Raw genomic sequence first — 23,169 nt, 5'->3', positions numbered from 1 at the left:
AATCAATGAGTCCATGGCCGCATGCCGTTTATTGGTGCTTGTTATGTAATCGGTTCGAAATCTCATCCAGCGTGTGGATGATCAAAAAGAGCTGGTCGGAGGTAGCAGCCACCTGTTCAGCAGAAACAGTGGAAAAGGCTATCTGTTGGTCAATTTTTTGCAATTGGTTGGTAATCTTCAGCAGAGATTGATGGATATGTTTGGAGGAGGCATTCGATTTATCCGCCAATTTTCGCACCTCATCCGCAACGACGGTAAAGCCGCGGCCGTGCTCGCCAGCTCTGGCAGCTTCTATGGCGGCATTGAGTCCAAGCAAGTTGGTCTGCGAAGAGACTTCCGAAACGAAGTCGCTGAGCTTTTCGATTTCTTCGTTGTGCGTTTTCAGAACATCCATGGAAAGGGCAATCTCTTCATTGCATTCGGCAAGCTTTGAAGCCGACTCGGCAAATACGGAAGAGATCCGAACGGCTTCCTGTGTCGTGGTCGTAAGCTCTGTTGCCATTTGCTCCATTCGCTGGCGATATGCCAAATTTTCTTCCATGGTATCCCCGATGTACTGCTCGAGAATGATGGCAGAATCAAAGAAAACTCGTTTGCTAAGCGCGCGATAAAAGGCATGCCCATCAGGCAAGGCTTGGATTCTTTCAGCAAACAGGCGCAAATAGAGAGAGTATCCGCCCAGAAACCAGGAAGCGGACAACCCGATCTTGGCATGGATAGCGCCTATTTTTTGCCGAGTGTGTATATAGTCAGCATCAATGACGGTAGAAGAGAGAGATTCCAGGTACCGCAGTTGTGTTTTCTTTAGTCTGTCTACAGTACTGTTGGTACGAATGAGTTGGTCGAGAATCGAGTGTCTCTCCAACTCCTGATAGAAACAGTCTACGATCTCTTCCGAGTAAGTCTGAAAAAAGTCGCGATGTGAATGCAAAAGATTCAGATCGTCTTTTGTCAGGTCATAAAACGCGAGGAGTTGGCTCCATTTGTTCTCTAGCGTAACCATGATGTGTGCCCCTTTTAGAAAAATAGAAAAATATATTCTCAAATTTTACCAGAGTTGAAAGTAGGATGAAACCCAAATTTTTCATGCACGGGGTTGTCATTCCTTCTTCTCGAACTATTCCCGAATGTTTCTGCATGCGAAACCTGATGGGTTTGGCACTGTGATTCAGCACAGTTTGGAGAATAAAATCGCAAGATCCGGGCATAATAAAAAATACGCTGTTAACAACCTTTTTCATCCCCCCGCTTTGGCGGGGGCTTTTTTTGTGCGCCCAGCATGGGCGATAGCTATAGGGTGAAAGTCCCGAACGGGGGTTGGCTGTACCAACCGTTAGCTCAAGGCAAGGGTGTCGACCGCGAGGTCGAATCTGAAGGAAGCCGGCGGCAAAATCCCGACCTGAGGTACACGAACCCAATTTGAGGCTGTTGTATCCGGGCGAGTCTGCCAAACAAGACAAAGCCCCATACAGCCAAGGGATACAGTAGTAAACTTGGGCAGGTACATGGGATGAAAGTTATCGTTCTTACCTGGGGAGGTCTGCATGAAACGCCTTCAACTGTTGGTAACCGTCTCCGTAAGGAGACGCTGAACATGCAGAAGTCAGCAGAGGCCATAGTACCCGAGTAGAGGACGCTTGAATGGGGAAGGGCCGAACATCAAGTCAGCATGCGATCCATGTCTTTTGATACGGTACGTCGAAGCAGAATTCTGTCAAGGAACTACTTTTGAAGAGCAGGGGTGAAGCCCCGAGGGTACAAAAGAGGGCTGAGTATCGTACAGCAAGCACGGAGTCCGCATGTGCGAAGGAAGGAACATCATTATGGATTTGCTGGAAAAAGTCTTATCACGGGAAAACTTACGGATGGCACTCCAACGAGTGGAGGAAAACAAAGGTGTCGGTGGAGTCGATGGTGTTTCAACCGAACAACTACGCGATTATCTACGTGAACACTGGCAAGCCATCCGCGAGAAGATGGAAAGGGGAACCTATAGACCTTCACCTGTTCGCAGAGTCGAAATCCCGAAACCTGACGGTGGTGTAAGGTTATTAGGCATTCCCACCGTGGTAGACCGCTTTATTCAGCAGGCCATCCTCCAAGTGTTAACGCCGATCTTCGACCCCACCTTCTCGGAATCTAGCTATGGGTTCCGTCCAAAACGTAGCGCTCACATGGCAGTAAGGAAAGCGCAAGCGTATATCTCCGAAGGATATCGTTTCGTGGTGGACATCGATCTAGAGAAATTCTTTGATCGCGTAAATCATGATATTCTAATGAGCCGTGTGGCTCGAAAAGTTCAGGACAAGAGAATTTTAAGACTGATTCGTTCCTACTTGAATGCGGGGATCATGATAAATGGCGTCTGTACAACATCAAGTGAAGGAACACCGCAAGGTGGGCCGTTAAGCCCACTTTTGGCAAATATCCTACTTGATGATTTGGACAAGGAACTCGAAAAGAGAGGCCACCGTTTCTGCCGCTACGCAGACGATTGTAATATCTACGTGAAAACAAAACGGGCAGGGGAACGAGTAAAGAAGAGTATTCAAAACCACTTGGAGAAGGTACTAAGGCTAAAAGTAAATGAGGAGAAAAGCGCGATAGACCGACCATGGAAACGAAAATTCTTGGGCTTTAGTTTTACCTTTGCAAAACAGACAAGGATTCGCATCCACCCCAAATCCCTCCTCAAGCTAAAAGAGAAAATCCGCACGATCACGAATCCGGTGTGGAGCATCTCGATGGAGAAGCGGATTGAAAGAATAAATCAGTACCTCATGGGCTGGATTGGATATTTCGCCCTTGCAGACGCGAAGGGCATTCTACAATCCATTGAGGAATGGACAAGGCGCAGGCTCCGTCTTTGTTTGTGGATGCAGTGGAAACGCGTGAGAACCAGATATCGAGAACTTCGTTCTCTTGGCATATCTCACGTAAAAGCCATTGAAATTGCAAATACCCGCAAGGGTGCATGGCGTACCACAAAATCTCCGCATATACACAAAGCCCTCGGCATTGCCTACTGGCAACAACAAGGGCTGAAAAGCTTAGTGCAACGATATTCTCAAATTCGTCAAGCTTGGTGAACCGCCGTATACCGAACGGTACGTACGGTGGTGTGAGAGGACGGGGGTTAGTCGCCCCCTCCTACTCGATTGCTTTTTTACAGCAATCATTGTAACAATTACTTATTTAAATTTATTATAAAAAAGTATTGATTTTATTTTGAGAAGTGTTATCATTTGTTTTGTAAGAACAAACTGGTGAGGTGAATAGGTGATGAGTGCAAACAAGAACAACAACCTGACGACTAGCTGGGGTGCTCCGGTCGGGGACAACCAAAATTCGATGACAGCCGGTTCCCGCGGTCCCACATTGATTCAGGATGTGCATCTGCTTGAGAAATTGGCGCATTTCAACCGGGAGCGCGTGCCAGAACGGGTCGTGCATGCCAAAGGCGCCGGTGCGCATGGCTATTTTGAAGTCACAAATGACCTGACAGCGTACACCAAAGCTGCTTTCTTGTCAGAAGTAGGCAAACGTACACCTCTCTTTGTTCGCTTCTCGACGGTTGCAGGCGAGCTGGGCTCGGCCGATACAGTCCGCGACCCTCGGGGTTTTGCCGTCAAATTTTACACAGAAGAAGGCAACTATGATTTGGTAGGGAACAACACGCCTGTTTTCTTTATTCGGGACGCGATCAAGTTCCCGGATTTCATCCATACACAAAAAAGGGATCCGAAAACGCATTTGAAAAATCCGACAGCGGTATGGGACTTCTGGTCTCTTTCCCCAGAATCCTTGCATCAGGTGACGATCTTGATGTCTGACCGCGGCATCCCTGCTACTTACAGACATATGCACGGCTTTGGCAGCCATACCTTTAAATGGGTCAATGCAAAGGGAGAGTCCGTCTGGGTCAAATACCACTTCAAAACGGAACAAGGGATCAAGAATCTAACGCCCGAAACAGCGGCTCAAATTGCCGGTGAAAACCCTGACTATCATACAGAGGATCTGTTCAATGCGATTGAAAAAGGCGACTATCCTGCGTGGAGGCTATACGTGCAGATCATGCCGCTGGAGGATGCCAATACGTACCGCTTTGACCCATTTGATGTGACGAAGGTATGGTCGCAAAAAGACTATCCGCTGATCGAAGTTGGGCGCATGGTGTTGAATCGCAACCCGGAAAACTACTTTGCCGAGGTTGAGCAAGCGACATTTTCACCCGGCACGCTTGTTCCCGGCATTGAAGTGTCTCCTGACAAAATGCTGCAAGGACGCCTGTTTGCCTACCATGACGCACACCGTTACCGCGTAGGGACGAATCACCAGATGCTGCCGATCAACCGGCCGCGCAACGAGGTGAACAACTATCAACGCGACGGACAGATGCGTTTTGATCAGAACGGTGGCGGCTCGGTGTATTATGAGCCCAACAGCTTCGGCGGTCCGACGGAGGCGCCCGAGCACAAGCAAACGGCTTATCCGGTGTCAGGCTTGGCCGACAGCGTCGCCTATGATCGGGATGACCACTACACGCAGGCCGGAGATTTGTACCGGCTGATGAGCGAGGATGAGCGCGCGCGTCTGGTTCAAAATATTGTGAATGCGATGAAACCGGTGGCAAAAGAAGAAATCAAGCTTCGCCAAATCGGACACTTTTACAAAGCGGACCCCGAATACGGAACACGTGTTGCCGAGGGACTTGGCCTGTCTGTACCGGAAGAAGTGAAATAAGACGGTCGGGACTGTCTGCTTCAGCCGTTTGGCAAAGCGGGAAATAACGAAGAGGTGAAAGACGATGAACCTTCAAAAGGTGCTATGTCCGGTCTGCCAATCGGAAATCAGGTATTTGAAGCACAGCATTATTTGTGATTGCGGCATGCGGCTGAAGCCAAAACGGAAACGGGCGTAGGCAAGATAGGCGCCTTTTGAGGGTGGATACGAGAGCAAAAAGACGCGGCAGCTTCAGCCTGCCGCGCCTTTGCGTATCGTGATTTGCCACTGGGCATCATCGGTTTGTTCGAAGGAGACGACCTGATGTCCGTTTTTGACGGCCCATCGGGGCAAGCTTTCTGTCGCTTGCGTGCAGTCAAAATCGATGATCAGCTCCTGTCCCGGCGCCAGCTCCTTAATGGCGCTTTCCGCTTCGACCAGCGGGAAGGGGCAAACCATGCCGATGACCTGCAAATGTTTTTTCATGCGGATTCTTCCTTTCTTAGAAGAGTATGAGGCAGTGAAAGCATTGTGCCTGGCCGCAGCAAAGCCAGTCGGCAGCAAAGCCGGTCGCAGCAATGCTAACTGCCAAAGCCCACGGCAGTCACAGTTTCGCGAGGGTAAAGCTTACGATCGTCAATCTGCTACCGATCGTCAAACCGCTACCGACTGGCTCGGGGCTGCTCCGCTGTTGGCTTTGCGTTTTCCGCGAATGATCACAAAATAGGTGGCAACCCAGGTGCCCAAAATGATGAACAAGGTGGCGACCCAGCCCTGCCAGGTGAACAGCGACGTGTTGACCAGCCCGTTTCCGATCGTGCAGCCGCCGGCGATACTGGCGCCGAAGCCCATGAACAGGCCGCCAAAGAAGTTGTTCCGGATCGTTTTGATGTCAGGCAGCCGCCAGCGGAACTCGCCGCTGCCCTTGGCAGCGACGTAGGAGCCAAGCGCGATGCCGATGACCAGAAATACAGCCCAGTCGAGAAATTTGATGTCGCCGGTCGTGATGTAACGCAAAAGGTTGCCGCTCGGAGTGGTAATGCCCAGTCCAAACATGCGGCCGGTAGCTTCGCTCATCGGCCATGCCGCAATGGCGATTACGCCGACGATCAGAGCGGTCACAAACGGATGCCAGCGTTTTTCAAACAGCAGATGGGCAAGCCCTGTTTTTCGCCGTTTCAACGTCGGTACGGCGAAGGACGGCTGGCGCAAATGCCTCCAGACGATCAGCCCGACGAGAACAGCAAACAAGGCGACGAGCACCCAAGGGGAAATCCCCAGAGTCGTATAGATAAACACATCCTCGCTCTTTTGTCCGGTCAAGGCATCGGAAGCCGGCTTTAAAACGCCCCATTTTGTCGCCACGGTCCCCAGCATGTAGGCGAACAGCGCGATCCAGCTGCCTAGTAGCCCTTCGCCCGCACGGTACCAGGTGCCGGTTGCGCACCCTCCGGCAAGGACGATCCCCAGGCCGAAGATAAATCCGCCTAGTGTCGCTCCGAGCCACGTGAACGGCACTTCCGAAAGCTGGATCAGGCCGAGGCCGGCCAGAGCGTAGACGCCGATGCTCTGAACGGCGATGGCAATCAAGACGGCGATGAACATGCGATTGTCCTTGACCAGAATGACATCGCGATAGGCGCCGACCACGCAAAACCGTCCCCGCTGCAAGACAAATCCGAGAGCGAGCCCGCAAAGAAGTCCCAATACAATTTTCGCTGCCATGTTCATCCTCCCCAAGCGTGGTGTTTTGATTGTAAATTATAAATACAGTAATTCCGATATGTCAAATATGAATTGTGTGGAAACTTGTTTTTGTTTCTTGCTTTGAACAACGCGTTGGAAAGGAAAACGGGCATAAGAAGAATCAGGTTTACAACTTCGTCTGGTATACTATTCTCAATCAACAATCGACTCGGAAGTAGGTTGCTATCATGATCTTTTTTGAAGTCATATTGCCCGTTCTGCTTATTTTTTTGAGCGGCTACGTCTTGCAGCGCATTTTCAAGCTGGATCTAAAACCGATCTCCACGCTTGCCATTTACGTTTTGACGACCGCCCTGGTGTTCCGCACGTTTTACAAAACCCCGCTGGATCTGCAGTTGTTTTACATTGTGATCATTTCGCTGCTGCTTCTGGCCGGATTGATCGTCATTACGCAGCTGACCGCAAGATTTTTCAAGTACGACAAGCAGCAGGAAAGCGCGTTGATGCTGTCGACGGCTTTCATGAACAGCGGAAACTACGGAGCGCCGATCATTCTTTTCGCGTTTGGGGAAACGGGCTTTCACTACGCCGTGCAAATCATGGTGTTTCATTCCATCATCATGGGCGTGTTCGGCGTCTATTTTGCTTCTCGCGGGGAAAATGGGGCGAGAACAGCGGTCAAGGCGGTATTGAAGCAGCCGTCCAATTATGCGGTCATCGTGGCGGTTGCGATGCAGCAGTTCCAGGTGGCCATTCCGGAGAGCTACTACCAGGCGATTGATCTCGTAGCGCAGGCGGCGATCCCTACCGTTATGCTGATCCTCGGGATGCAGCTGGCGAATGTATCGTCGAGCACCTTTGAATGGCAAAGCTTGAGTGTGGCCACCGTGATTCGACTGGTGGCCTCGCCGCTCCTGGCATATCTCATCTGTCTGTGCTTTCCGATTGATCCGCTATTGCAAAAGGTTCTGGTCATTCTGGCTGCTATGCCATCGGCTGCCACGACAGCGATGTATGCGATCCAGTTCAACATGCGCCCCCAATTCGTCTCCAGCAGTGTTTTGGTCACAACGTTGATAAGCGTGGGGACGCTGACGTTTTTGCTCAATATCATGCAGTAGGAAAAAAATGCCTGACATCCTGTCTGCGGCTATCGGCGGCGGGTTTGCTTCAAGCGTAAAGGTTGACATTTTACGTTTAACGTCTAAACTCGAAAAGTCTATCGTTGTTCACTTATAAAAATTGTTTGGGATTGTGGCATGCCTGTCCCGTGCTTCCCTCGCTCCGGCGGGGGATTTTTTTCGGACAAAAAATAAACTCCGCCCAAAAACTGCGGAGGTAGTAGGCATATGGCTTGCAGGCTAGCTGCTGAAAAAACCGCTGCTGGAGCGTTTCTTCTTTTTGTAATAGGAGCTGCCGTAGTAGGCATGCCCGTTTCCGTGAGGATGGCTGTGGCCTTTTCTGTGATGGTAATCGCTGCTGCTGTACTTGCGGTATTTGTGTGAATGAGTCGTTCCATGTTTGCCGAGCAGGTTGTTTAACAGTTTTTTAAACACGTTCATCACTCCCGCAGGTAATGGTTGCTCTATCCTTTACGATTGTGACGGCTGGAGGTTTCAGTCTAAATGGTATCCAGCTTGGCGACGGTCCTCTCGTTGTTCACATTTCCTGTGTTCAATGTGCTTTTCGGCTCGATCAGAATGACGTGGCATTCGCCTTCCGGTACGGACGGTTTGTGCTCCACGCCCTTGGGAACGATGATAAACTCGCCTTCCTCGACCCATTCATCCCGGTCGCGGAAATGCATCAGCAGTCTTCCTTTGACGACCAGAAAAAGCTCATCCTCATCTTCATGATGATGCCAGACGAACTCTCCCTGAAACTTGGCAAGTTTGATGTAGGAATCATTGAGGTCGCCGACAATCTTTGGACTCCAGTATTCCTGGAACAGCGCAAACTTTTGCGAAATATTGACCTTTTCCATCCCTGCACCTCTTTGGTTTATATTTGTCCACGTGCAAGTATGATTACGTTAGCCTTTTGATTATAGCACGCTGCTGATGTACCAAACGGGAGGGATTGCACTTTGACGAACAAAAACAGGCTGCCACAAAGGGCGCCTGTTCAGTTGTTTTTCGTGTATGCAGGTATCGGTATCGTTACGCTTCCCACGGCTGGATGATCCCGCAGGCCAAGCGCTTGCCGGAATTGCCTGCCGGCTGGGTGCGATAGTCGTCCGGGTTTTGATGGATGATGATCGTTTTCCCGATGATGTCTCTCACCTGGAACCGATTCGTGAAAAAGCTCATGCGGGCGTATCCATCGTTGGAGAACAGCACGGGAAAATCGCTCGCGTGATTGCCGTGGGGCTGATTCGTCGGATTCCAATGTTCTCCCGCCCGCTTGAATGGGTCCTGCGGATCGCCGATTTCGCAAGTGGTTCCATCATGTATATGGAAGCCATGGGGCCCGATTGGCTGCCGGCCCGCTGATCCCGGTCGGTAGGGAGGAAGGCCGGTTACTTCGACAAGAACGTCAGTGCCATAAGGAACTTCGGTAAATGTCACATAGCCTTGGAGATTGGGCGCCAAGGGACCCCCTTGTATCCAGGCAATCGCCCGGGCCGGTTGAGCGTGCACTTGCTCGGAATCCGCGACTGGATAGGGATAGGGAAAGCCCTGTTCTGAATAACTGTACATAACACTCCTCCACTTTCTGTTTTTGAGACTGCCTACTGTATCTTACGGTGAGCATAGGCATTGTGTTCTGGCTTTTGAAAGGTTGCCGATGATGACTGCCCGATTGTTTGCGATTCCGGTTTTGTCATGCTTCATCAGGAATCGAATGGAATACTTCTCACCGATAGATGAACAACTGCCATATGTCTGTCGATCAGAGAAAAAGGGTGTAGGCCCTGCGTTCTTCCTCAACCTAGGGCTACATGGAATTGCCTGCTTCTCAAGCTTTTCAACGAGTCAATAGGACAGAAGCAACTGCTGGGAATTACACCCAACAACCTATGTTTTATTGCAGGTAATTTACCTACTATTATGATTAATCAGAAATTTAATGGCGGTAAGGGGGAGTCTGCTTGAGCAAGCTGGAATCTGCATCTTTATGCGCAAGGAAAGTTTCTTCGCTGTTATTGGGTCTCACTGTTGCTTCGACACTGGTCTTCACGTCAGCCGTTCCGTCGCTGACATACGCTGCATCGGCAACAGCAGCTTCAAAAACCGCAACAGGCTTTTCAGCGGAAAAAGCGGATTGGCAACTGGAGTATGAACAGACTTTTGCCCAACTGGTCAAAAAGGAATCGCTGGCCCGCTATTCCAAAGATTTGAGTGAACGCTCCTCGCTGGTGGGATCGCCCGGCAATGAGGCCAATGTAGAGTATGCCGTGCGGGAGTTGAAAAAGGCGGGGCTTCAGCCGGAAGTGAAGACCTATCATGTCTACATGTCCGTTCCCAAAAAGATTTCGGTCACGCAAACCTATCCGCAAAAACGCGAGCTGCAGGTCATCGAGAAGCTGCCCAAAGGGACGAAGCACGCAAACGAGATTGTGCCGGGATACAACGCATATTCACCCGCTGGCGAGGTGGAGGCGGAGCTTGTATACGCCAACTACGGCAGGCCCGAGGATTTCGAAGAGCTGGAAAAACGGGGCATTTCGGTAAAAGACAAGATCGTCATCACCCGCTACGGTGCCAACTTCCGCGGCGTCAAGCCGGAACAAGCGGCGAAAAGGGGAGCCGTCGGCATGCTGATGTACAGCGATCCGGCCGATGACGGGTACATAAAGGGACTCGTCTATCCGGATGGTCCATGGAGACCTGCAGACGCCATCCAGCGCGGAAGCATCCTGTACATTTTCCGATATCCGGGCGATCCGCTGACCCCGGGAGAGCCGTCAACGCCCGATGCCAAACGGCTCGATCCGGCTGATGCGGATTCTCTGCCGACGATCCCGACGACTCCGATCTCTTACGGGGAGGCACGTTCCTTGCTGGAAGCGATGGAAGGAGAAGAAGCGCCGGAGTCCTGGCAGGGAGGACTGCCGTTTACGTACAAGATCGGACCGGGGCAGACGAGAGTAAAGATTTCCCTCGACATCGATTACAAGCAGCAGCCAGTCAATGACGTGATCGTCCGCATTCCCGGGGCAAAATATCCGGAGCAAATGGTGGTGATCGGGGCTCACCGTGACACTTGGGTAAAAGGGACAAGCGACGATCTGTCGGGCTGGACGGCCACGATGGAGATTGCCCGCGTCCTCGGGGAAATGGCGAAAAAAGGCTGGCAGCCGGATCGCACGATTGTCCTGGCCGGATGGGACGGGGAGGAATACGGCTTGCTTGGCTCGGTCGAATGGGCCGAGGATGAGCGCGAGGAATTGACGAAAAACGCCGTCGCCTATATCAACATGGACGGATTGGGCGGTCAGTTCTTCGGCGCATCTGCGGTGCCTTCACTGAAGCAGCTCGTATACGAGATCACGAAAGAAGTAACAGAGCCAAGAAGCGGCATGTCGATCTACGATGATTGGTATTTGAGATCGGGACGCAAAGAGCCGGCGATTGGAAAATTGGGCAGCGGGTCGGACTACACTCCGTTTATCCAGCACCTCGGCGTGCCGTCGCTCGATATGGGGTTCGGCGCTGCTGGCGGGCTCTATCACAGCGCCTATGACAACCTTGATGCGATGGAAAGGTTTACCGATCCCGGCTATGAGCATCATGCTGCCGGTGCCCGTTTGGTCGGAATGACAGCGCTTCGCTTGGCAAATGCGGAAGTAATACCGTTCAAATACTCCGATTATGCGGCCGACGTTCGGGCAATGCTGGAGGAGCTGGCCGATAAAGGAACGCTCGGTGTCGATCTGTCTCCGGTGATCGCTCAGGCTCAGGAGTGGCAGGCTGCGGCCGCTGCACTTGAGGAGAAGGCGGCGAATATCATCGAAGACGGCGTAACCGAAGAGGAGTACGGCGATTTGGCAAAGCTGAATGCGGCACTGCTCCAGCAGGAGCGCGACCTGCTCAAGCCAGAGGGGCTGTCCGGCCGTCCGTGGTATAAGCATCAGGTATGGGCGCCGGGGCTTACGACCGGTTATGCGGCGCAGCCTCTGCCAGCCATCGCTGAGGCCCTTGAAGCCAATGATCCCGCGGCATTGCAAAAGGCGGCGGAGCAGCTGAAGGAAGTGTTGGCAAAGGCGGCAGAAACGGCTCGTTCGGTGAAAGAAGAATAGGCAAGCACTCGGGGGTGTACAGCCAAGAGGTCCGCGTGAATGCGGACCTTTTTCGTGTACCGAACCAATGTCGGGTGCGGAACCAATATCGAGTGCAAACCACTATCGAGTACCGAACCAATTTCACGGATACGCACATAATCAAGACGGTTTTGCAAACAGGGCCAGGTTCACTCGTTTGACAGAGAGAGCGGATGGTCCGTCACGGGTGCTTTGAACAAGACAAAATCGCCGGACCACATTCTTGAAGTGATCACGATCTTTTCCGTCCCTTGCTGAAAAAAATAACCCGAGCCTTCTTGCTGTAAAAAAGTCCAGCCCGCTTTGCCCATTTCTTCGATCAGCTTGTCTTTTTCTGCTCCTCTTTGGGCAGTAATGCCGTACCAGACATAGCTTCGTTCGGTTGCCAGTTTTCTGAACCGGCCGTTTGCTTCTCGCAATTGGGATACGACCGTCTGTTTCGAAACGGATGGAAAGGGCAGTTCGGGATAAAGAAAGGCAGGGCGGTCGGCAAAAAGGAGCATGCCGCCCAATAGACAAATCAGCAAAAAGAGAAAAACTGTTTTTCTCGCCATATGTTCGCAGCTCCATTCAATCGTGGTCGGGTCATGCGATAGAAATCTTTTTACCAGCGAACCATTTGAGAACATGAGTTCGTTTGTGTACAATGTAATTTATGATGCTTGGTTCACACGATCTCTAACTTTTATATACAACATGCTCGTCAACGGAGGGATGACAATTGATCGAAACCATCATGGTTCCATTGGACAGTAAAATGCAGCGGGTGCCCGTGCTGACTTCCAAACATCTGAAGGTGTACGGCTTGCTGATCAAGGGTACGGACATAAACGAGCTTGTAGCTGACAGAAAGACGAGACATATTATAAATGAGCTGTGTCGTCTCGGGTGGGTAAAGCCTCGTGCCGAGAGGAAATATTCTTCGCAGAGATATATCTGATTTTTCAAAACTGAATTGTTTTACAAAGATTCATGAAATTTTAACACATTGCAAGAAAAACGATCACATTTATCGGATATAATGGGGGTGAAGTACACAGGAAGCATCGAAAGGGGTAAATACTCTTGAATCTGGTGTTAACGGAAGTACAATGCAAGGAATGCAAGGCTCGGCTCACGGAGTATGAGATCGAAAACAACAACTCTGTTTGCATGGATTGCTATAAGGAGACTCAAGAAGATAATTAATCTGTTTGGATAGAAGGACCCGTCTTTGCGATTGCAGCAGAGACGGGTTTTCTTTTGCCGCGTCCATTCAAAAAGAGATTCGCCTGCATTTAAAATTTGCATTCACCATTGAAAACCAACAAATCTTTTCCGGCAGACCTCTGGATCAGCGCTTCCGACCCGTGGTTTTCGGCGAATTGTCTTTCCTCATCGGTTATCGGAATCATCCAGAGCAGGTTGACCGGGTCTTCTCCCATGTCCGGAAAAGAAATAGCAGGAGCATTCGCCGGTTGGGCGAGCAGGACAGATGTGAACCTCTCGTGAATCTGGCCGATTTCGCGGCAAGGAATAGTATGGCCGCGGGCGAAAAAGGTGAGGTATGACCAGGGCAGCGAGGTTTGCCCACTGATGTATTGCAGCATCTGCTTTTCGTTTTTGGCCAGCCACTCTGTTTCGCAGGCAAAGGCGAGCTCAAAGCGCCGTAGCTGCTCCGGTGTTTCCGTATACTGCTCGACCTTGGGCTGCGGCAGGATGGAGACGCCGAGTGTGACGACATAGGTGATCTCTTCCTTGACAATCTTGACCATCGCTTGAGGCGGCCAATGGCCACCGTCGATCGCGTAGTAGTTGTCGATCGGGCCCAGCTCTCGGGTGATGGCGTCAAGGTATTGCTGCTGCAGGTGCGTCCATGGATTCGCGTCCCAGCTTTGCCAAAACTGCTTGGCAGACTCTACGCGCTCATACAGTGCATTCGTCTCGGACGTTCCCAGCGGAAAGCACAGGTCCGACTCGCCGATGCAATCCCGGGCATAGGAAGGGTAGAAGGAACGTCCGTCGTCCGAAGGGCCGGCCCATCCGGGGATGACGCTGAGAATCTCCTCTTTGTAAAGAAGGGCGGCAGCATCGCATTCCTCAAACCAGACGATAGACAGGTGATCGGGGTCCAATCTTTCGGCACCTTCGGGATGGGCGCACAAGGCTCGCGGCAGCATCGGACCTTTGCCGCTTTCCATCGCCTCCAGATCGAGCGATTCCGGCGCTTTTTTGTAGTTTCGGACCCAGCAGGAGCGGATGCGGGCATACTCCTCGCCGGGGTAATCCCATAGGTAAAAGTAGACGCAATCGTCGTATTCTTCTACAAAGGCCTGGATAGGACAAAAGGGGGATAATTCCTCCAAAAGAATGTTTTTCATCTATTCACCTCAATAATCATGTTCTCCCAACCGATACATATATGGATTGATATACAACTTCAGGGTGGATATGGAAAAAGGATAGCACAGTTGTTGCGAAGGAAACAAATTTAGAAATAGTAAATCAATTTTCTGGAAGAGAGGGTTTGCCATGCAGCAGTGTACATTGTACGTTTCCATTCAAGATCGTGAAAGCGTAACGGATGCCATTCGGAAGGCGTTTTCCGAAAAAACGGTTGAAGTCTCAACAGATGGCCGGGCTGTGACCGTCAGCAGCAAAAAATGGTTCAGCAAAAGCACGATTACCTTCAATACGCTGAGAGAGGACCTCGATCCGGAAGCGTTTGACCAGATGAAAAGAGGGATGTACGGTTATTTTTCGCAGATTGAAACGCCTCATGTGCGTGTTCAACAGAAGCTGCTCATGCAAATCACGGCTCTCAATGTCGCAGTAGGAATCGTGTCGAGTGACGGGATCGACAAGGAAACGTTTCAAAAAATACTGGAGATTGCCCGAAGCGTGCATGGGATCGTTTTCCTCCCTACAGGCGAGATGCTCGACAAAGAGGGCAAACTCATTCTCGACACGGCAGGCGAATCAGAGCTGGAGGATTTTATCTTGACTGTCAGTGTTGATCTGATTGATGGACATATACACCCCACGCCATCGGGAGAGGCGCGCAAACAGAGAAGCATGCAGCTTCTCAGGGAGCAGGGAATCCCGGTGATTGATCACCTTCCTGTAATCGTCGGGGACGAAGATGCGGTGATCCGGACAAAGGATGAGATCGTCCAGCGAGCAATCGCACTGTGTCTGATCGCGGTTTATTCCGGCGGCATTGCCGAGAATGGCAATGTTGAGGAAGAGCGAGAGTTTATCGAGGGAATCATCGAGCAATACGGCGCGGAAGGATTCTTTACGGAAAAAGAGCGGGCCTTCCTGTACAACGATGCTCCCGACCGGACGGACACGATCCAGATGGTATGGATGTACGAATGCTACTGGGTGCTTCTATGGGCGCTCGGTTACGTGGAGACGCTTGATTTCCCATCAGACATTTGCGATGTGCAATCTGCCATTGACTGTCTGCGTCTCGCCGAAAACTACGATGCCTTCTACCAAAATGCGACGGTACGCAGCAAAACAGAAATCCTGGACCAGGCAGATTTGATATACCGTTACGACTGGGCATGTGTAGACGCGAGAATCAACAATCGTCCCGTCGCAGGCGGTTTAAACGACGAGGTGGTGCTGGAGAGGCACAGAGCGCTGAACTGGCTGGTGCGTTATATGGATGCCGACTGGGATGACGTTCAGATGGATACGTAAGGCAAGCCGTTTTTCGACATTTTGCTTCTATTTATAGAACATTTCTTGTCTATTTGCACAGACGGGCCGCTGCTGTTGTTTACTAGACGAATCGGCTGCTGCTGTCGGTTGAGCATGTTCTCTCATCGGGGTAAGATATGATCAACATCGTGTCAATAAAGTGATGGACGAACCAAAAAGGGAGCGTGCGACAGATGAACAACAGCCCGACGATGAAACAAGCATTGCTTGCGTATGTAGACGCATTCAACGCCGGTGACGCGGAACGTCTTCTCGCGTTGTTCGCTGAGGAAGCGACGGTGGAAGACCCGGTCGGTCTGGAGCCGAAGAGGGGACGAGCAGAGTTTGAGCAATTTTTCCGCTATGCCATCTCAGGCGGGGCCAAGCTCGAGCTGGTTGCGCCGCCGCGCGCTTCTTTCAGCAACCATGCAGCGGTCACCTTCATCGTGCACACCGAAATGGAAGGCCGTGCCGTCGGGATTCACGTCACCGATGTGATGACTTTCGACGAGAACGGAAAGATTGTCCACATGCGGCTTTTTGGGGACAGGATGACGTGCGTCCGGCGGATTCCCCCAACGCGTAAACTCCTCCAACACGTAGTCGAAGACATTGTCCGAGCGGATCGCAAATAGATTTGCAAAAATGATCGTCGGTTTTGAAGAATAGCATTTGGCAGGCAGCCAGGCTTGGATGTAATTCCGCCCGGCTGCCTTTTTTTGTGCGCCCAGCATGGGCGATAGCTATAGGGTGAAAGTCCCGAACGGGGGTTGGCTGTACCAACCGTTAGCTCAAGGCAAGGGTGTCGACCGCGAGGTCGAATCTGAAGGAAGCCGGCGGCAAAATCCCGACCTGAGGTACACGAACCCAATTTGAGGCTGTTGTATCCGGGCGAGTCTGCCAAACAAGACAAAGCCCCATACAGCCAAGGGATACAGTAGTAAACTTGGGCAGGTACATGGGATGAAAGTTATCGTTCTTACCTGGGGAGGTCTGCATGAAACGCCTTCAACTGTTGGTAACCGTCTCCGTAAGGAGACGCTGAACATGCAGAAGTCAGCAGAGGCCATAGTACCCGAGTAGAGGACGCTTGAATGGGGAAGGGCCGAACATCAAGTCAGCATGCGATCCATGTCTTTTGATACGGTACGTCGAAGCAGAATTCTGTCAAGGAACTACTTTTGAAGAGCAGGGGTGAAGCCCCGAGGGTACAAAAGAGGGCTGAGTATCGTACAGCAAGCACGGAGTCCGCATGTGCGAAGGAAGGAACATCATTATGGATTTGCTGGAAAAAGTCTTATCACGGGAAAACTTACGGATGGCACTCCAACGAGTGGAGGAAAACAAAGGTGTCGGTGGAGTCGATGGTGTTTCAACCGAACAACTACGCGATTATCTACGTGAACACTGGCAAGCCATCCGCGAGAAGATGGAAAGGGGAACCTATAGACCTTCACCTGTTCGCAGAGTCGAAATCCCGAAACCTGACGGTGGTGTAAGGTTATTAGGCATTCCCACCGTGGTAGACCGCTTTATTCAGCAGGCCATCCTCCAAGTGTTAACGCCGATCTTCGACCCCACCTTCTCGGAATCTAGCTATGGGTTCCGTCCAAAACGTAGCGCTCACATGGCAGTAAGGAAAGCGCAAGCGTATATCTCCGAAGGATATCGTTTCGTGGTGGACATCGATCTAGAGAAATTCTTTGATCGCGTAAATCATGATATTCTAATGAGCCGTGTGGCTCGAAAAGTTCAGGACAAGAGAATTTTAAGACTGATTCGTTCCTACTTGAATGCGGGGATCATGATAAATGGCGTCTGTACAACATCAAGTGAAGGAACACCGCAAGGTGGGCCGTTAAGCCCACTTTTGGCAAATATCCTACTTGATGATTTGGACAAGGAACTCGAAAAGAGAGGCCACCGTTTCTGCCGCTACGCAGACGATTGTAATATCTACGTGAAAACAAAACGGGCAGGGGAACGAGTAAAGAAGAGTATTCAAAACCACTTGGAGAAGGTACTAAGGCTAAAAGTAAATGAGGAGAAAAGCGCGATAGACCGACCATGGAAACGAAAATTCTTGGGCTTTAGTTTTACCTTTGCAAAACAGACAAGGATTCGCATCCACCCCAAATCCCTCCTCAAGCTAAAAGAGAAAATCCGCACGATCACGAATCCGGTGTGGAGCATCTCGATGGAGAAGCGGATTGAAAGAATAAATCAGTACCTCATGGGCTGGATTGGATATTTCGCCCTTGCAGACGCGAAGGGCATTCTACAATCCATTGAGGAATGGACAAGGCGCAGGCTCCGTCTTTGTTTGTGGATGCAGTGGAAACGCGTGAGAACCAGATATCGAGAACTTCGCTCTCTTGGCATATCTCACGTAAAAGCCATTGAAATTGCAAATACCCGCAAGGGTGCATGGCGTACCACAAAATCTCCGCATATACACAAAGCCCTCGGCATTGCCTACTGGCAACAACAAGGGCTGAAAAGCTTAGTGCAACGATATTCTCAAATTCGTCAAGCTTGGTGAACCGCCGTATACCGAACGGTACGTACGGTGGTGTGAGAGGACGGGGGTTAGTCGCCCCCTCCTACTCGATTGCCGGCCCGATCAGCTTCATGAGCAGGAGCATCGCGTAGAGAAGCCTGTTTTTCCGATGCATCGCAAGAGTTTTCAGGTCTCGGAGCGATACGATTTTCCCATTTGTGCGCCCAGGCCGAAGTAATGGCGGAAATTGTAAATGAGCGGAGACCAGGAGGCAGGATCGATGTAATTTTCTCCGAGGACGATATCCTCTGAGGCGTGCACCTTGACTGCCTTTACTTCCACAATGGCAAAATCCGGGCTGTGCTCGGGCGTGCGGATGTTTACGACCTTGGCCTCTATCTGGAGCGGGCATTCGAGAATCCGCTTCGGCTCTACGGTAGCGGAAGGCATCGGCGTGAAGCCGGCAGCCGCAAATTTGTCCTTTTCATAACGGAAGCCCATTTGCTCTTTATAGGAAGGAACGGGGTCCTTGCCGGTGAGCGGCGCCAGCAATTCTACCTGTTTCCACAGGGAAGGGTCGGGAAGATTGAGCACGCATTCGGGATGCTGACGCAGGTTCTCTACTGCTTTTCCGCCGTATCCGATGCCCATGACGATGCAGTCGCCGAGCGCCCAGGAAGAAGAGATCGGGCTGATATTGGTCGAGCCGTCTTCGTTTTTGGTTGTCAGCAATACGACAGGTGTGCCGTAATACAAAATGTTGGGCTGAATGCTTTTGTGAGCGAGTGCGTTTGTTTTCATAACCTACCTCCATCGTTTCATCATAAGACGAAACGATTATAGCAAGCAGATATTTCGGCAGGGATCGAAGTATGGAATTATTTCGGGAAAGCTTTTGGCTGAAGCAGGCTCTTGTAATGATCGCGATACGCCCAGAGCAGGAAGCATTGCAGAACAAAGACGATGATTCCCAAAGGAAGCAGCGAAGGATCGGCGAACAGGTGAAACGTCAAAATATTGACGGCAACCGGGGCCAGAATGACCAGTGATAAAGGCACGAAAAAATTCAGAAGCAAGCCCAGTCCGCAGACGATCTCCACCGTTTTGACCAAGACCAATAAATACCCTTGCAAAAACTCCATCGCTGGCGGACTCGTCGGAAAGATCGGCGGCTGTCCGAAAATAACGAGGTAGCCGTTGAAGCCTGCGCCTAAAAAGATAAGTCCGAGTAACAGGCGGCACAGCAAAATGGTGGTTCGCATGATCATGACATCCTTTCTGGAAGGAGATAGGATATGCCACCGGGTGTGTGACCGGGTGGTCAATAAGGAAAGTATAGTCCGTTTTGACCGGGTGGTCAATACAGGGTGTGAACACTCAATTTTGCGGGGCCAAGCAATGCTCTGGAACGAAGGGTTGCCATTCCAAGCAGCATTGTCATTGTCATCGGTACGGGGGGCCGTGTCTTTGAGGAGGCAGCACTTGTGCAAATTGCCGGGCAACAAAAAAGCCTCGAAAAACCGATGGTTCCGAGACTCCAAGTATTGATGATGTATGCTTATTCAAGCAGATGCTGCTTGAGTCTTAACAAGCGCTCGGGCTGGATGCTGCAGGCCTGACACAAATAGGTTTCCATGTCTCCGTACTCATTCAGAATGCCCTGACAAACCTCCTCCAAATAGTCCCGGCGCACCTCCAGCATCGGCTTTACCTGATCCGGCGAAACTCGAAACAGACTCATCCACCTGATAAAGGTCTCGATTTTTTTCATGCGCGGCCCGATGGCATCGTTTGAAAACAGGTAGTCTTCCAACACATTTTGATAAGGGACCCCGACGAGAAGCTGAATGACGGCGGAGACAAAGCCAGTCCGGTCCTTTCCTCCTGTACAGTGAATCAGCGCCGGCAAATTCCTTTGTTCGGAGAGATGCGTGATGATTTCGTTCAACTGAGCATGGCTGTTAAAAGCCATGTTGTGATACATGTCCTTCATGATGTGCTCAAAATTGATCGTATTTGCTTGACTGACCAAAAACTTGAAAAACGCCAGGCGTGTAAATTCCTGGCTGCTGTCATAAAGAGATACGCGAATGACTTGGATCCCGTGCTGGGAAGTAATCCGGCTGGTCTTTGAACTTCGCTCGCGCGGCGTTCTTAAATCACAGATGGAGGCGATTCCCAGTTGCTTGAATTTTTCTATGTCTTTTTGCGACAACCGGGACAAGTCTGCAGAGCGAAACAGCACACCTTTCTTCATTACACCGCCATCTGTGGTTTGAAAGCCGCCTGCATCGCGAAAATTATATACTCCGTCGAATGGAAGGACCGAACGTGGCTCCAAGGTTTTCATGAACATTTCCCCCATGCAAGCAGATGAAAAACGGGTACATCCTGGAACGTTCTCAAAAAAAATGTGCACATGTGACTGAAATGGTTTTTATGGTCACATAAAAGCCGGAAGAAAAGACTGCGTCTCATACAGTCCCCGGTTTACTTCTAGGTACTGAGCGATTATGATAAGTATAATGACCATGTGACGAAAAGTCCATAAAAAGTCACACGATTGTAAAAGGGAGTTTGTCATGCCGAAATTCACCGAGCAAGAAAAAAAACAAGTTCGCCAATCTCTCTTGATAAAAGGCAGGGAATTATTTATTCAATACGGGCTGGCCAAGACCAGCATTGATGATGTCATCCTCGCGTGCGGAATTGGCAAGGGCACCTTTTATAAATTTTTTGCTTCCAAGGAAGAGCTTTACTTTGAAATTTTGAAGAATGAGGAGGAAGTCAGGGAGACGGTGCTAAGGGAGCTGTTTCGAGAAAATCTGCCTCCAAAGGAATTGCTGGCTTCTTTTTTCCGCACCTCATTTGAACTGGTCGAGAAGAACCCCTTTCTTCAACGCGTTTTTCAAAATGATGAACATGAGCGGCTTGCCCGCAAGCTTCCTGAGCAAATGAGGCAATTTTCACAGGAGAACACAGAGCGAGGCATCCGTGCAGTCGAGCTCTTGATCGAGCGCGGGGCGCTCCCGAAGGATGATCCGCAAGTCATCGTCGGCATTATGCAGGCTGTTATGATGATGCGGCTGCACAAGCAAGACATTGGCCACGAGATCTTTGCCGATGTGATGGATAAAATCATCGAGTTTGTAGCGGAAGGATTGACCCGAGAGAAGCAGCATGCGGAAAAATGATTGCTGTTTCCCGTGAAAGGGTCCAGCTACGCAAAAAGAAGAAGGTGACGAGGTGCAAACCATTCATTTATGGAGCCAGGACGAAGAACCGAACAAAGTCAAGCTGCTGAATGCGGCTTTGCTTGAGTTTGCCGAAAAAGGCTACACACTTGGCTCTACGAACCAGATCGTGCAAAATGCCGGCATCTCCAAAGGGATGCTGTTTCACTTTTTTTCCAATAAAAAAACGCTGTACCTGTATATCGTGGATGCTTGCCTTGATTACTTCCAGACTTACCTGAAGGGGCACATGCAGATGCGTTCAAGCGACCTGCTGGACCGTGTGGCGGAGCTTGGCATGGCGCGAATGAAGCTGTTTTTCGAGGAACCTTTGATCTACCGGCTGGCGGTCGAGACCTTTGTCCGGTACCCGGCGGAGATCAGGGAGGAGATTGCGGGGCGGGAGCAGCAGGTGTATGAGAGCTATTTGACGATGCTGCTTGAGGGATTGGACAGCTCCGTCCTCCGCGAAGGCATTTCTCCGGCGAGAGCGGCCGACTTCCTGATTACGGCTGTCGAGGCTTTGATTCAGAAGCACGTCCGGGCACATGTAAATCAGGAGGACAAGGGGCTGGACGCTCTGCAGCAATTTTTCGGCGAGCTGTCCACCTATATGGATATGGTGCGCTATGGACTGTACCGTTAGACGGTGAATGAAGAAACGGCTGTCTGGCCAAGATCTGTTGATCGATCTTTGCAGGACAGCCGTTTTTTCGCGGGTACGACAAATACCTTTTTGCAGTATATGAGCAATGGAGTCGGGGGTAACGAAAGGCGGTTGAAGTGTAAGAAGGTTATTGCTGTGCAGGGGGGTGGCAGAATGTGACGATGTTCCCTGTTTAAAAGGCTGGACCGAACAGGAGGCGTCATGCCTCTTTCTCTGACTGGCGATACAGGGCGGTGATGGCCTTTGCCTCTGCGATGACCTTCTCGCGCAGCTCGAGCGGCTCAATGACTTCTATGCGCGACCCGAGTCCGAGGACAATTTCACAAGCAGAGTCCAAAGTCTGAAATTCGACTTCGGCTTCGATCCACCCGTCGGCAGCGGGAGCGGTATGAATGACTTTGGCATAACGCTCCTGGCGAAAGCGGGACAAACTCGTTTCCACAAGCTTCACGCGCCCGGGATAGGTCGGCAGATTCGCCTTGAACTGCTCGGTAGACTGCTCCCAGTAACGGGCGAGGTCAAAATCGGCCGGCCGCTCAAAGGCTTCGTCAAGCATCCGGGCAGAAAGCAGGCGGGAAATCCGATAGGTGCGAACTTCGCCGTCCACCTGCGCGACCATGTACCAGACGCTTCGTTTTGCCACCAGTCCTAACGGCCAAACAGTTCGTTCCACAGCGGTTTCCTCTCTTTGGTAGGAGATGAACAGCTTTCGGCTCGCCCATACAGCCTCTTGTACAGCAGGGAGAAAAGGAAACGACTCGTCGGACTGGTGCCAGCCAGCTCCGTCGATGTGGATGAGCTGGCGAACAGCTTCGGCGTCACGGCGTGCTTTTGCCGAGGACGCTGCCAGCAGTTTTTGGAAGGCAGCCTCGAACCGATTTTTGAGGCCGAGATCGCTCAGCAGGCTGGAAGGATGCACAAGCAGCAGCGATTGAAGCTCCTCCGTCGTCATCCCTGTCAAATTGGTCCGGTATCCCTCCGACAGCGACCATCCGCCCTGTGAACCGCGTTCGGCAAAAACGGGGATTCCCGCCGCGCCTAGAGCCTCCATGTCGCGGTGAATCGTCCTTTCGGAAACCTCGAGCATTTCCGCAAGCATCCGGGACGTCAGCCGGCCGTGGTTTTGCAGCAGCAATAAGATGGAAAGCAATCGATCTGCCCGCAAGGAAAGTCCTCCTTTGATCCGAAACGGTTTTCCGGTTTTCATACCGGTTGCTTTTTTGATCATACCATTTTTATATGACAGGAGCTGTCATATATCATGTTCAGTAAGAACTTCAGTAGCTGGGACTGTCAGATGAGTACGGTCTCACCGCGCGGGACGGAAGCCGGCCGCACTGGGGCAAGTGCGTGGCAGAACGGGCTTTTGAATACTGGCCTTCTT

General features: G+C 51.1%; 22 protein-coding genes. 10 read left to right on the top strand and 12 right to left on the bottom strand.

Going from position 1 to position 23,169, the window contains the following annotated elements:
• Positions 1–28 precede the first annotated feature (28 nt).
• Positions 29–1,003, bottom strand: coding sequence for a globin-coupled sensor protein (locus NST37_RS19845; protein WP_279041813.1), 975 nt, complete (start codon positions 1,001–1,003; stop codon positions 29–31).
• An 820-nt stretch (positions 1,004–1,823) separates the two neighbouring features.
• On the opposite strand from NST37_RS19845, the gene ltrA (NST37_RS19840) reads away from it, so the two are divergent.
• Complete coding sequence (gene ltrA / locus NST37_RS19840; RefSeq protein ID WP_024985202.1) at positions 1,824–3,089, top strand: group II intron reverse transcriptase/maturase; 1,266 nt, start codon at positions 1,824–1,826, stop codon at positions 3,087–3,089.
• Between the two features lie 193 nt (positions 3,090–3,282).
• A complete protein-coding gene (gene katA, locus NST37_RS19835; RefSeq protein WP_171506682.1) occupies positions 3,283–4,746 on the top strand; it encodes a catalase KatA in 1,464 nt (487 codons plus the stop codon).
• A 231-nt stretch (positions 4,747–4,977) separates the two neighbouring features.
• Here the strand turns inward: katA and NST37_RS19830 are convergent, their stop codons facing one another.
• Both NST37_RS19830 and NST37_RS19825 read right to left on the bottom strand, forming a co-directional pair.
• The gene (locus tag NST37_RS19830) at positions 4,978–5,211 is read right to left on the bottom strand and encodes a sulfurtransferase TusA family protein (protein ID WP_003389644.1); all 234 of its coding nucleotides are present in this window, start codon (positions 5,209–5,211) and stop codon (positions 4,978–4,980) included.
• 168 nt (positions 5,212–5,379) lie between these two features.
• Entirely contained in the window at positions 5,380–6,450 is a 1,071-nt protein-coding gene (locus NST37_RS19825; protein WP_031931936.1) for a YeeE/YedE family protein, read from the bottom strand.
• A gap of 209 nt (positions 6,451–6,659) precedes the next feature.
• On the opposite strand from NST37_RS19825, the gene NST37_RS19820 reads away from it, so the two are divergent.
• Positions 6,660–7,553 carry an AEC family transporter gene (locus tag NST37_RS19820; protein ID WP_024983456.1) on the top strand — a complete coding sequence of 298 codons (894 nt, stop codon included), beginning with the start codon at positions 6,660–6,662 and terminating at the stop codon, positions 7,551–7,553.
• A 240-nt stretch (positions 7,554–7,793) separates the two neighbouring features.
• On the opposite strand, the gene NST37_RS19815 is transcribed toward NST37_RS19820, so the two are convergent.
• The 3 genes from NST37_RS19815 to NST37_RS19805 all read right to left on the bottom strand — a co-directional run bounded on the left by NST37_RS19815 (position 7,794) and on the right by NST37_RS19805 (position 9,131).
• Positions 7,794–7,988, bottom strand: coding sequence for a hypothetical protein (locus NST37_RS19815; protein ID WP_024983455.1), 195 nt, complete (start codon positions 7,986–7,988; stop codon positions 7,794–7,796).
• Between the two features lie 65 nt (positions 7,989–8,053).
• A complete protein-coding gene (locus NST37_RS19810) occupies positions 8,054–8,416 on the bottom strand; it encodes a cupin domain-containing protein (RefSeq protein ID WP_171506684.1) in 363 nt (120 codons plus the stop codon).
• A gap of 175 nt (positions 8,417–8,591) precedes the next feature.
• Positions 8,592–9,131: a superoxide dismutase family protein gene (locus NST37_RS19805; RefSeq protein ID WP_003389637.1), complete on the bottom strand. Its 540-nt coding sequence runs from the start codon at positions 9,129–9,131 to the stop codon at positions 8,592–8,594.
• Positions 9,132–9,523: 392 nt separating this feature from the next.
• On the opposite strand from NST37_RS19805, the gene NST37_RS19800 reads away from it, so the two are divergent.
• Entirely contained in the window at positions 9,524–11,674 is a 2,151-nt protein-coding gene (locus tag NST37_RS19800; protein WP_039070648.1) for a M28 family metallopeptidase, read from the top strand.
• A 170-nt stretch (positions 11,675–11,844) separates the two neighbouring features.
• Here NST37_RS19800 and NST37_RS19795 read toward each other — a convergent pair whose 3' ends face one another.
• Positions 11,845–12,249 carry a hypothetical protein gene (locus NST37_RS19795; protein WP_339166494.1) on the bottom strand — a complete coding sequence of 135 codons (405 nt, stop codon included), beginning with the start codon at positions 12,247–12,249 and terminating at the stop codon, positions 11,845–11,847.
• Positions 12,250–12,416: 167 nt separating this feature from the next.
• On the opposite strand from NST37_RS19795, the gene NST37_RS19790 reads away from it, so the two are divergent.
• The gene (locus NST37_RS19790; protein WP_003389632.1) at positions 12,417–12,635 is read left to right on the top strand and encodes a hypothetical protein; all 219 of its coding nucleotides are present in this window, start codon (positions 12,417–12,419) and stop codon (positions 12,633–12,635) included.
• A gap of 337 nt (positions 12,636–12,972) precedes the next feature.
• Here NST37_RS19790 and NST37_RS19785 read toward each other — a convergent pair whose 3' ends face one another.
• Positions 12,973–14,055, bottom strand: a complete 1,083-nt coding sequence (locus tag NST37_RS19785) for a suppressor of fused domain protein (RefSeq protein ID WP_339166493.1) — start codon at positions 14,053–14,055, stop codon at positions 12,973–12,975.
• A 151-nt stretch (positions 14,056–14,206) separates the two neighbouring features.
• On the opposite strand from NST37_RS19785, the gene NST37_RS19780 reads away from it, so the two are divergent.
• The 3 genes from NST37_RS19780 (at position 14,207) to ltrA (NST37_RS19770) (ending at position 17,927) form a co-directional block, all read left to right on the top strand.
• Positions 14,207–15,385 carry a DUF4272 domain-containing protein gene (locus NST37_RS19780; protein WP_327985901.1) on the top strand — a complete coding sequence of 393 codons (1,179 nt, stop codon included), beginning with the start codon at positions 14,207–14,209 and terminating at the stop codon, positions 15,383–15,385.
• Positions 15,386–15,579: 194 nt separating this feature from the next.
• Complete coding sequence (locus NST37_RS19775; protein ID WP_203421438.1) at positions 15,580–16,020, top strand: nuclear transport factor 2 family protein; 441 nt, start codon at positions 15,580–15,582, stop codon at positions 16,018–16,020.
• Between the two features lie 641 nt (positions 16,021–16,661).
• Positions 16,662–17,927, top strand: coding sequence for a group II intron reverse transcriptase/maturase (gene ltrA, locus NST37_RS19770; protein WP_024985202.1), 1,266 nt, complete (start codon positions 16,662–16,664; stop codon positions 17,925–17,927).
• Positions 17,928–18,071: 144 nt separating this feature from the next.
• Here ltrA (NST37_RS19770) and NST37_RS19765 read toward each other — a convergent pair whose 3' ends face one another.
• From NST37_RS19765 to NST37_RS19755, 3 genes are all read right to left on the bottom strand, one after another.
• Positions 18,072–18,686, bottom strand: a complete 615-nt coding sequence (locus NST37_RS19765) for a flavin reductase family protein (protein WP_122958478.1) — start codon at positions 18,684–18,686, stop codon at positions 18,072–18,074.
• 77 nt (positions 18,687–18,763) lie between these two features.
• Complete coding sequence (locus tag NST37_RS19760) at positions 18,764–19,147, bottom strand: hypothetical protein (RefSeq protein WP_003389626.1); 384 nt, start codon at positions 19,145–19,147, stop codon at positions 18,764–18,766.
• Between the two features lie 296 nt (positions 19,148–19,443).
• Positions 19,444–20,235, bottom strand: coding sequence for a tyrosine-protein phosphatase (locus NST37_RS19755; RefSeq protein WP_003389625.1), 792 nt, complete (start codon positions 20,233–20,235; stop codon positions 19,444–19,446).
• A gap of 232 nt (positions 20,236–20,467) precedes the next feature.
• Here NST37_RS19755 and NST37_RS19750 point away from each other — a divergent pair, with 232 nt between their 5' ends.
• Together NST37_RS19750 and NST37_RS19745 are read left to right on the top strand one after the other, a co-directional pair.
• On the top strand, positions 20,468–21,079 hold the full coding sequence (locus tag NST37_RS19750) for a TetR/AcrR family transcriptional regulator (protein WP_339185683.1): 612 nt from the start codon (positions 20,468–20,470) through the stop codon (positions 21,077–21,079).
• A gap of 52 nt (positions 21,080–21,131) precedes the next feature.
• A complete protein-coding gene (locus NST37_RS19745) occupies positions 21,132–21,764 on the top strand; it encodes a TetR/AcrR family transcriptional regulator (protein WP_039070650.1) in 633 nt (210 codons plus the stop codon).
• A 220-nt stretch (positions 21,765–21,984) separates the two neighbouring features.
• Here NST37_RS19745 and NST37_RS19740 read toward each other — a convergent pair whose 3' ends face one another.
• Complete coding sequence (locus tag NST37_RS19740) at positions 21,985–22,950, bottom strand: YafY family protein (RefSeq protein ID WP_339185682.1); 966 nt, start codon at positions 22,948–22,950, stop codon at positions 21,985–21,987.
• Positions 22,951–23,169: the final 219 nt, after the last annotated feature.

Source organism: Brevibacillus sp. FSL K6-6036 (assembly GCF_037964015.1).
Classification (GTDB): Bacteria; Bacillota; Bacilli; order Brevibacillales; family Brevibacillaceae; genus Brevibacillus; species Brevibacillus borstelensis.
Note: the sequence above shows the minus strand (reverse complement) of the source record. Positions and strands in the feature narration are given on the sequence as shown.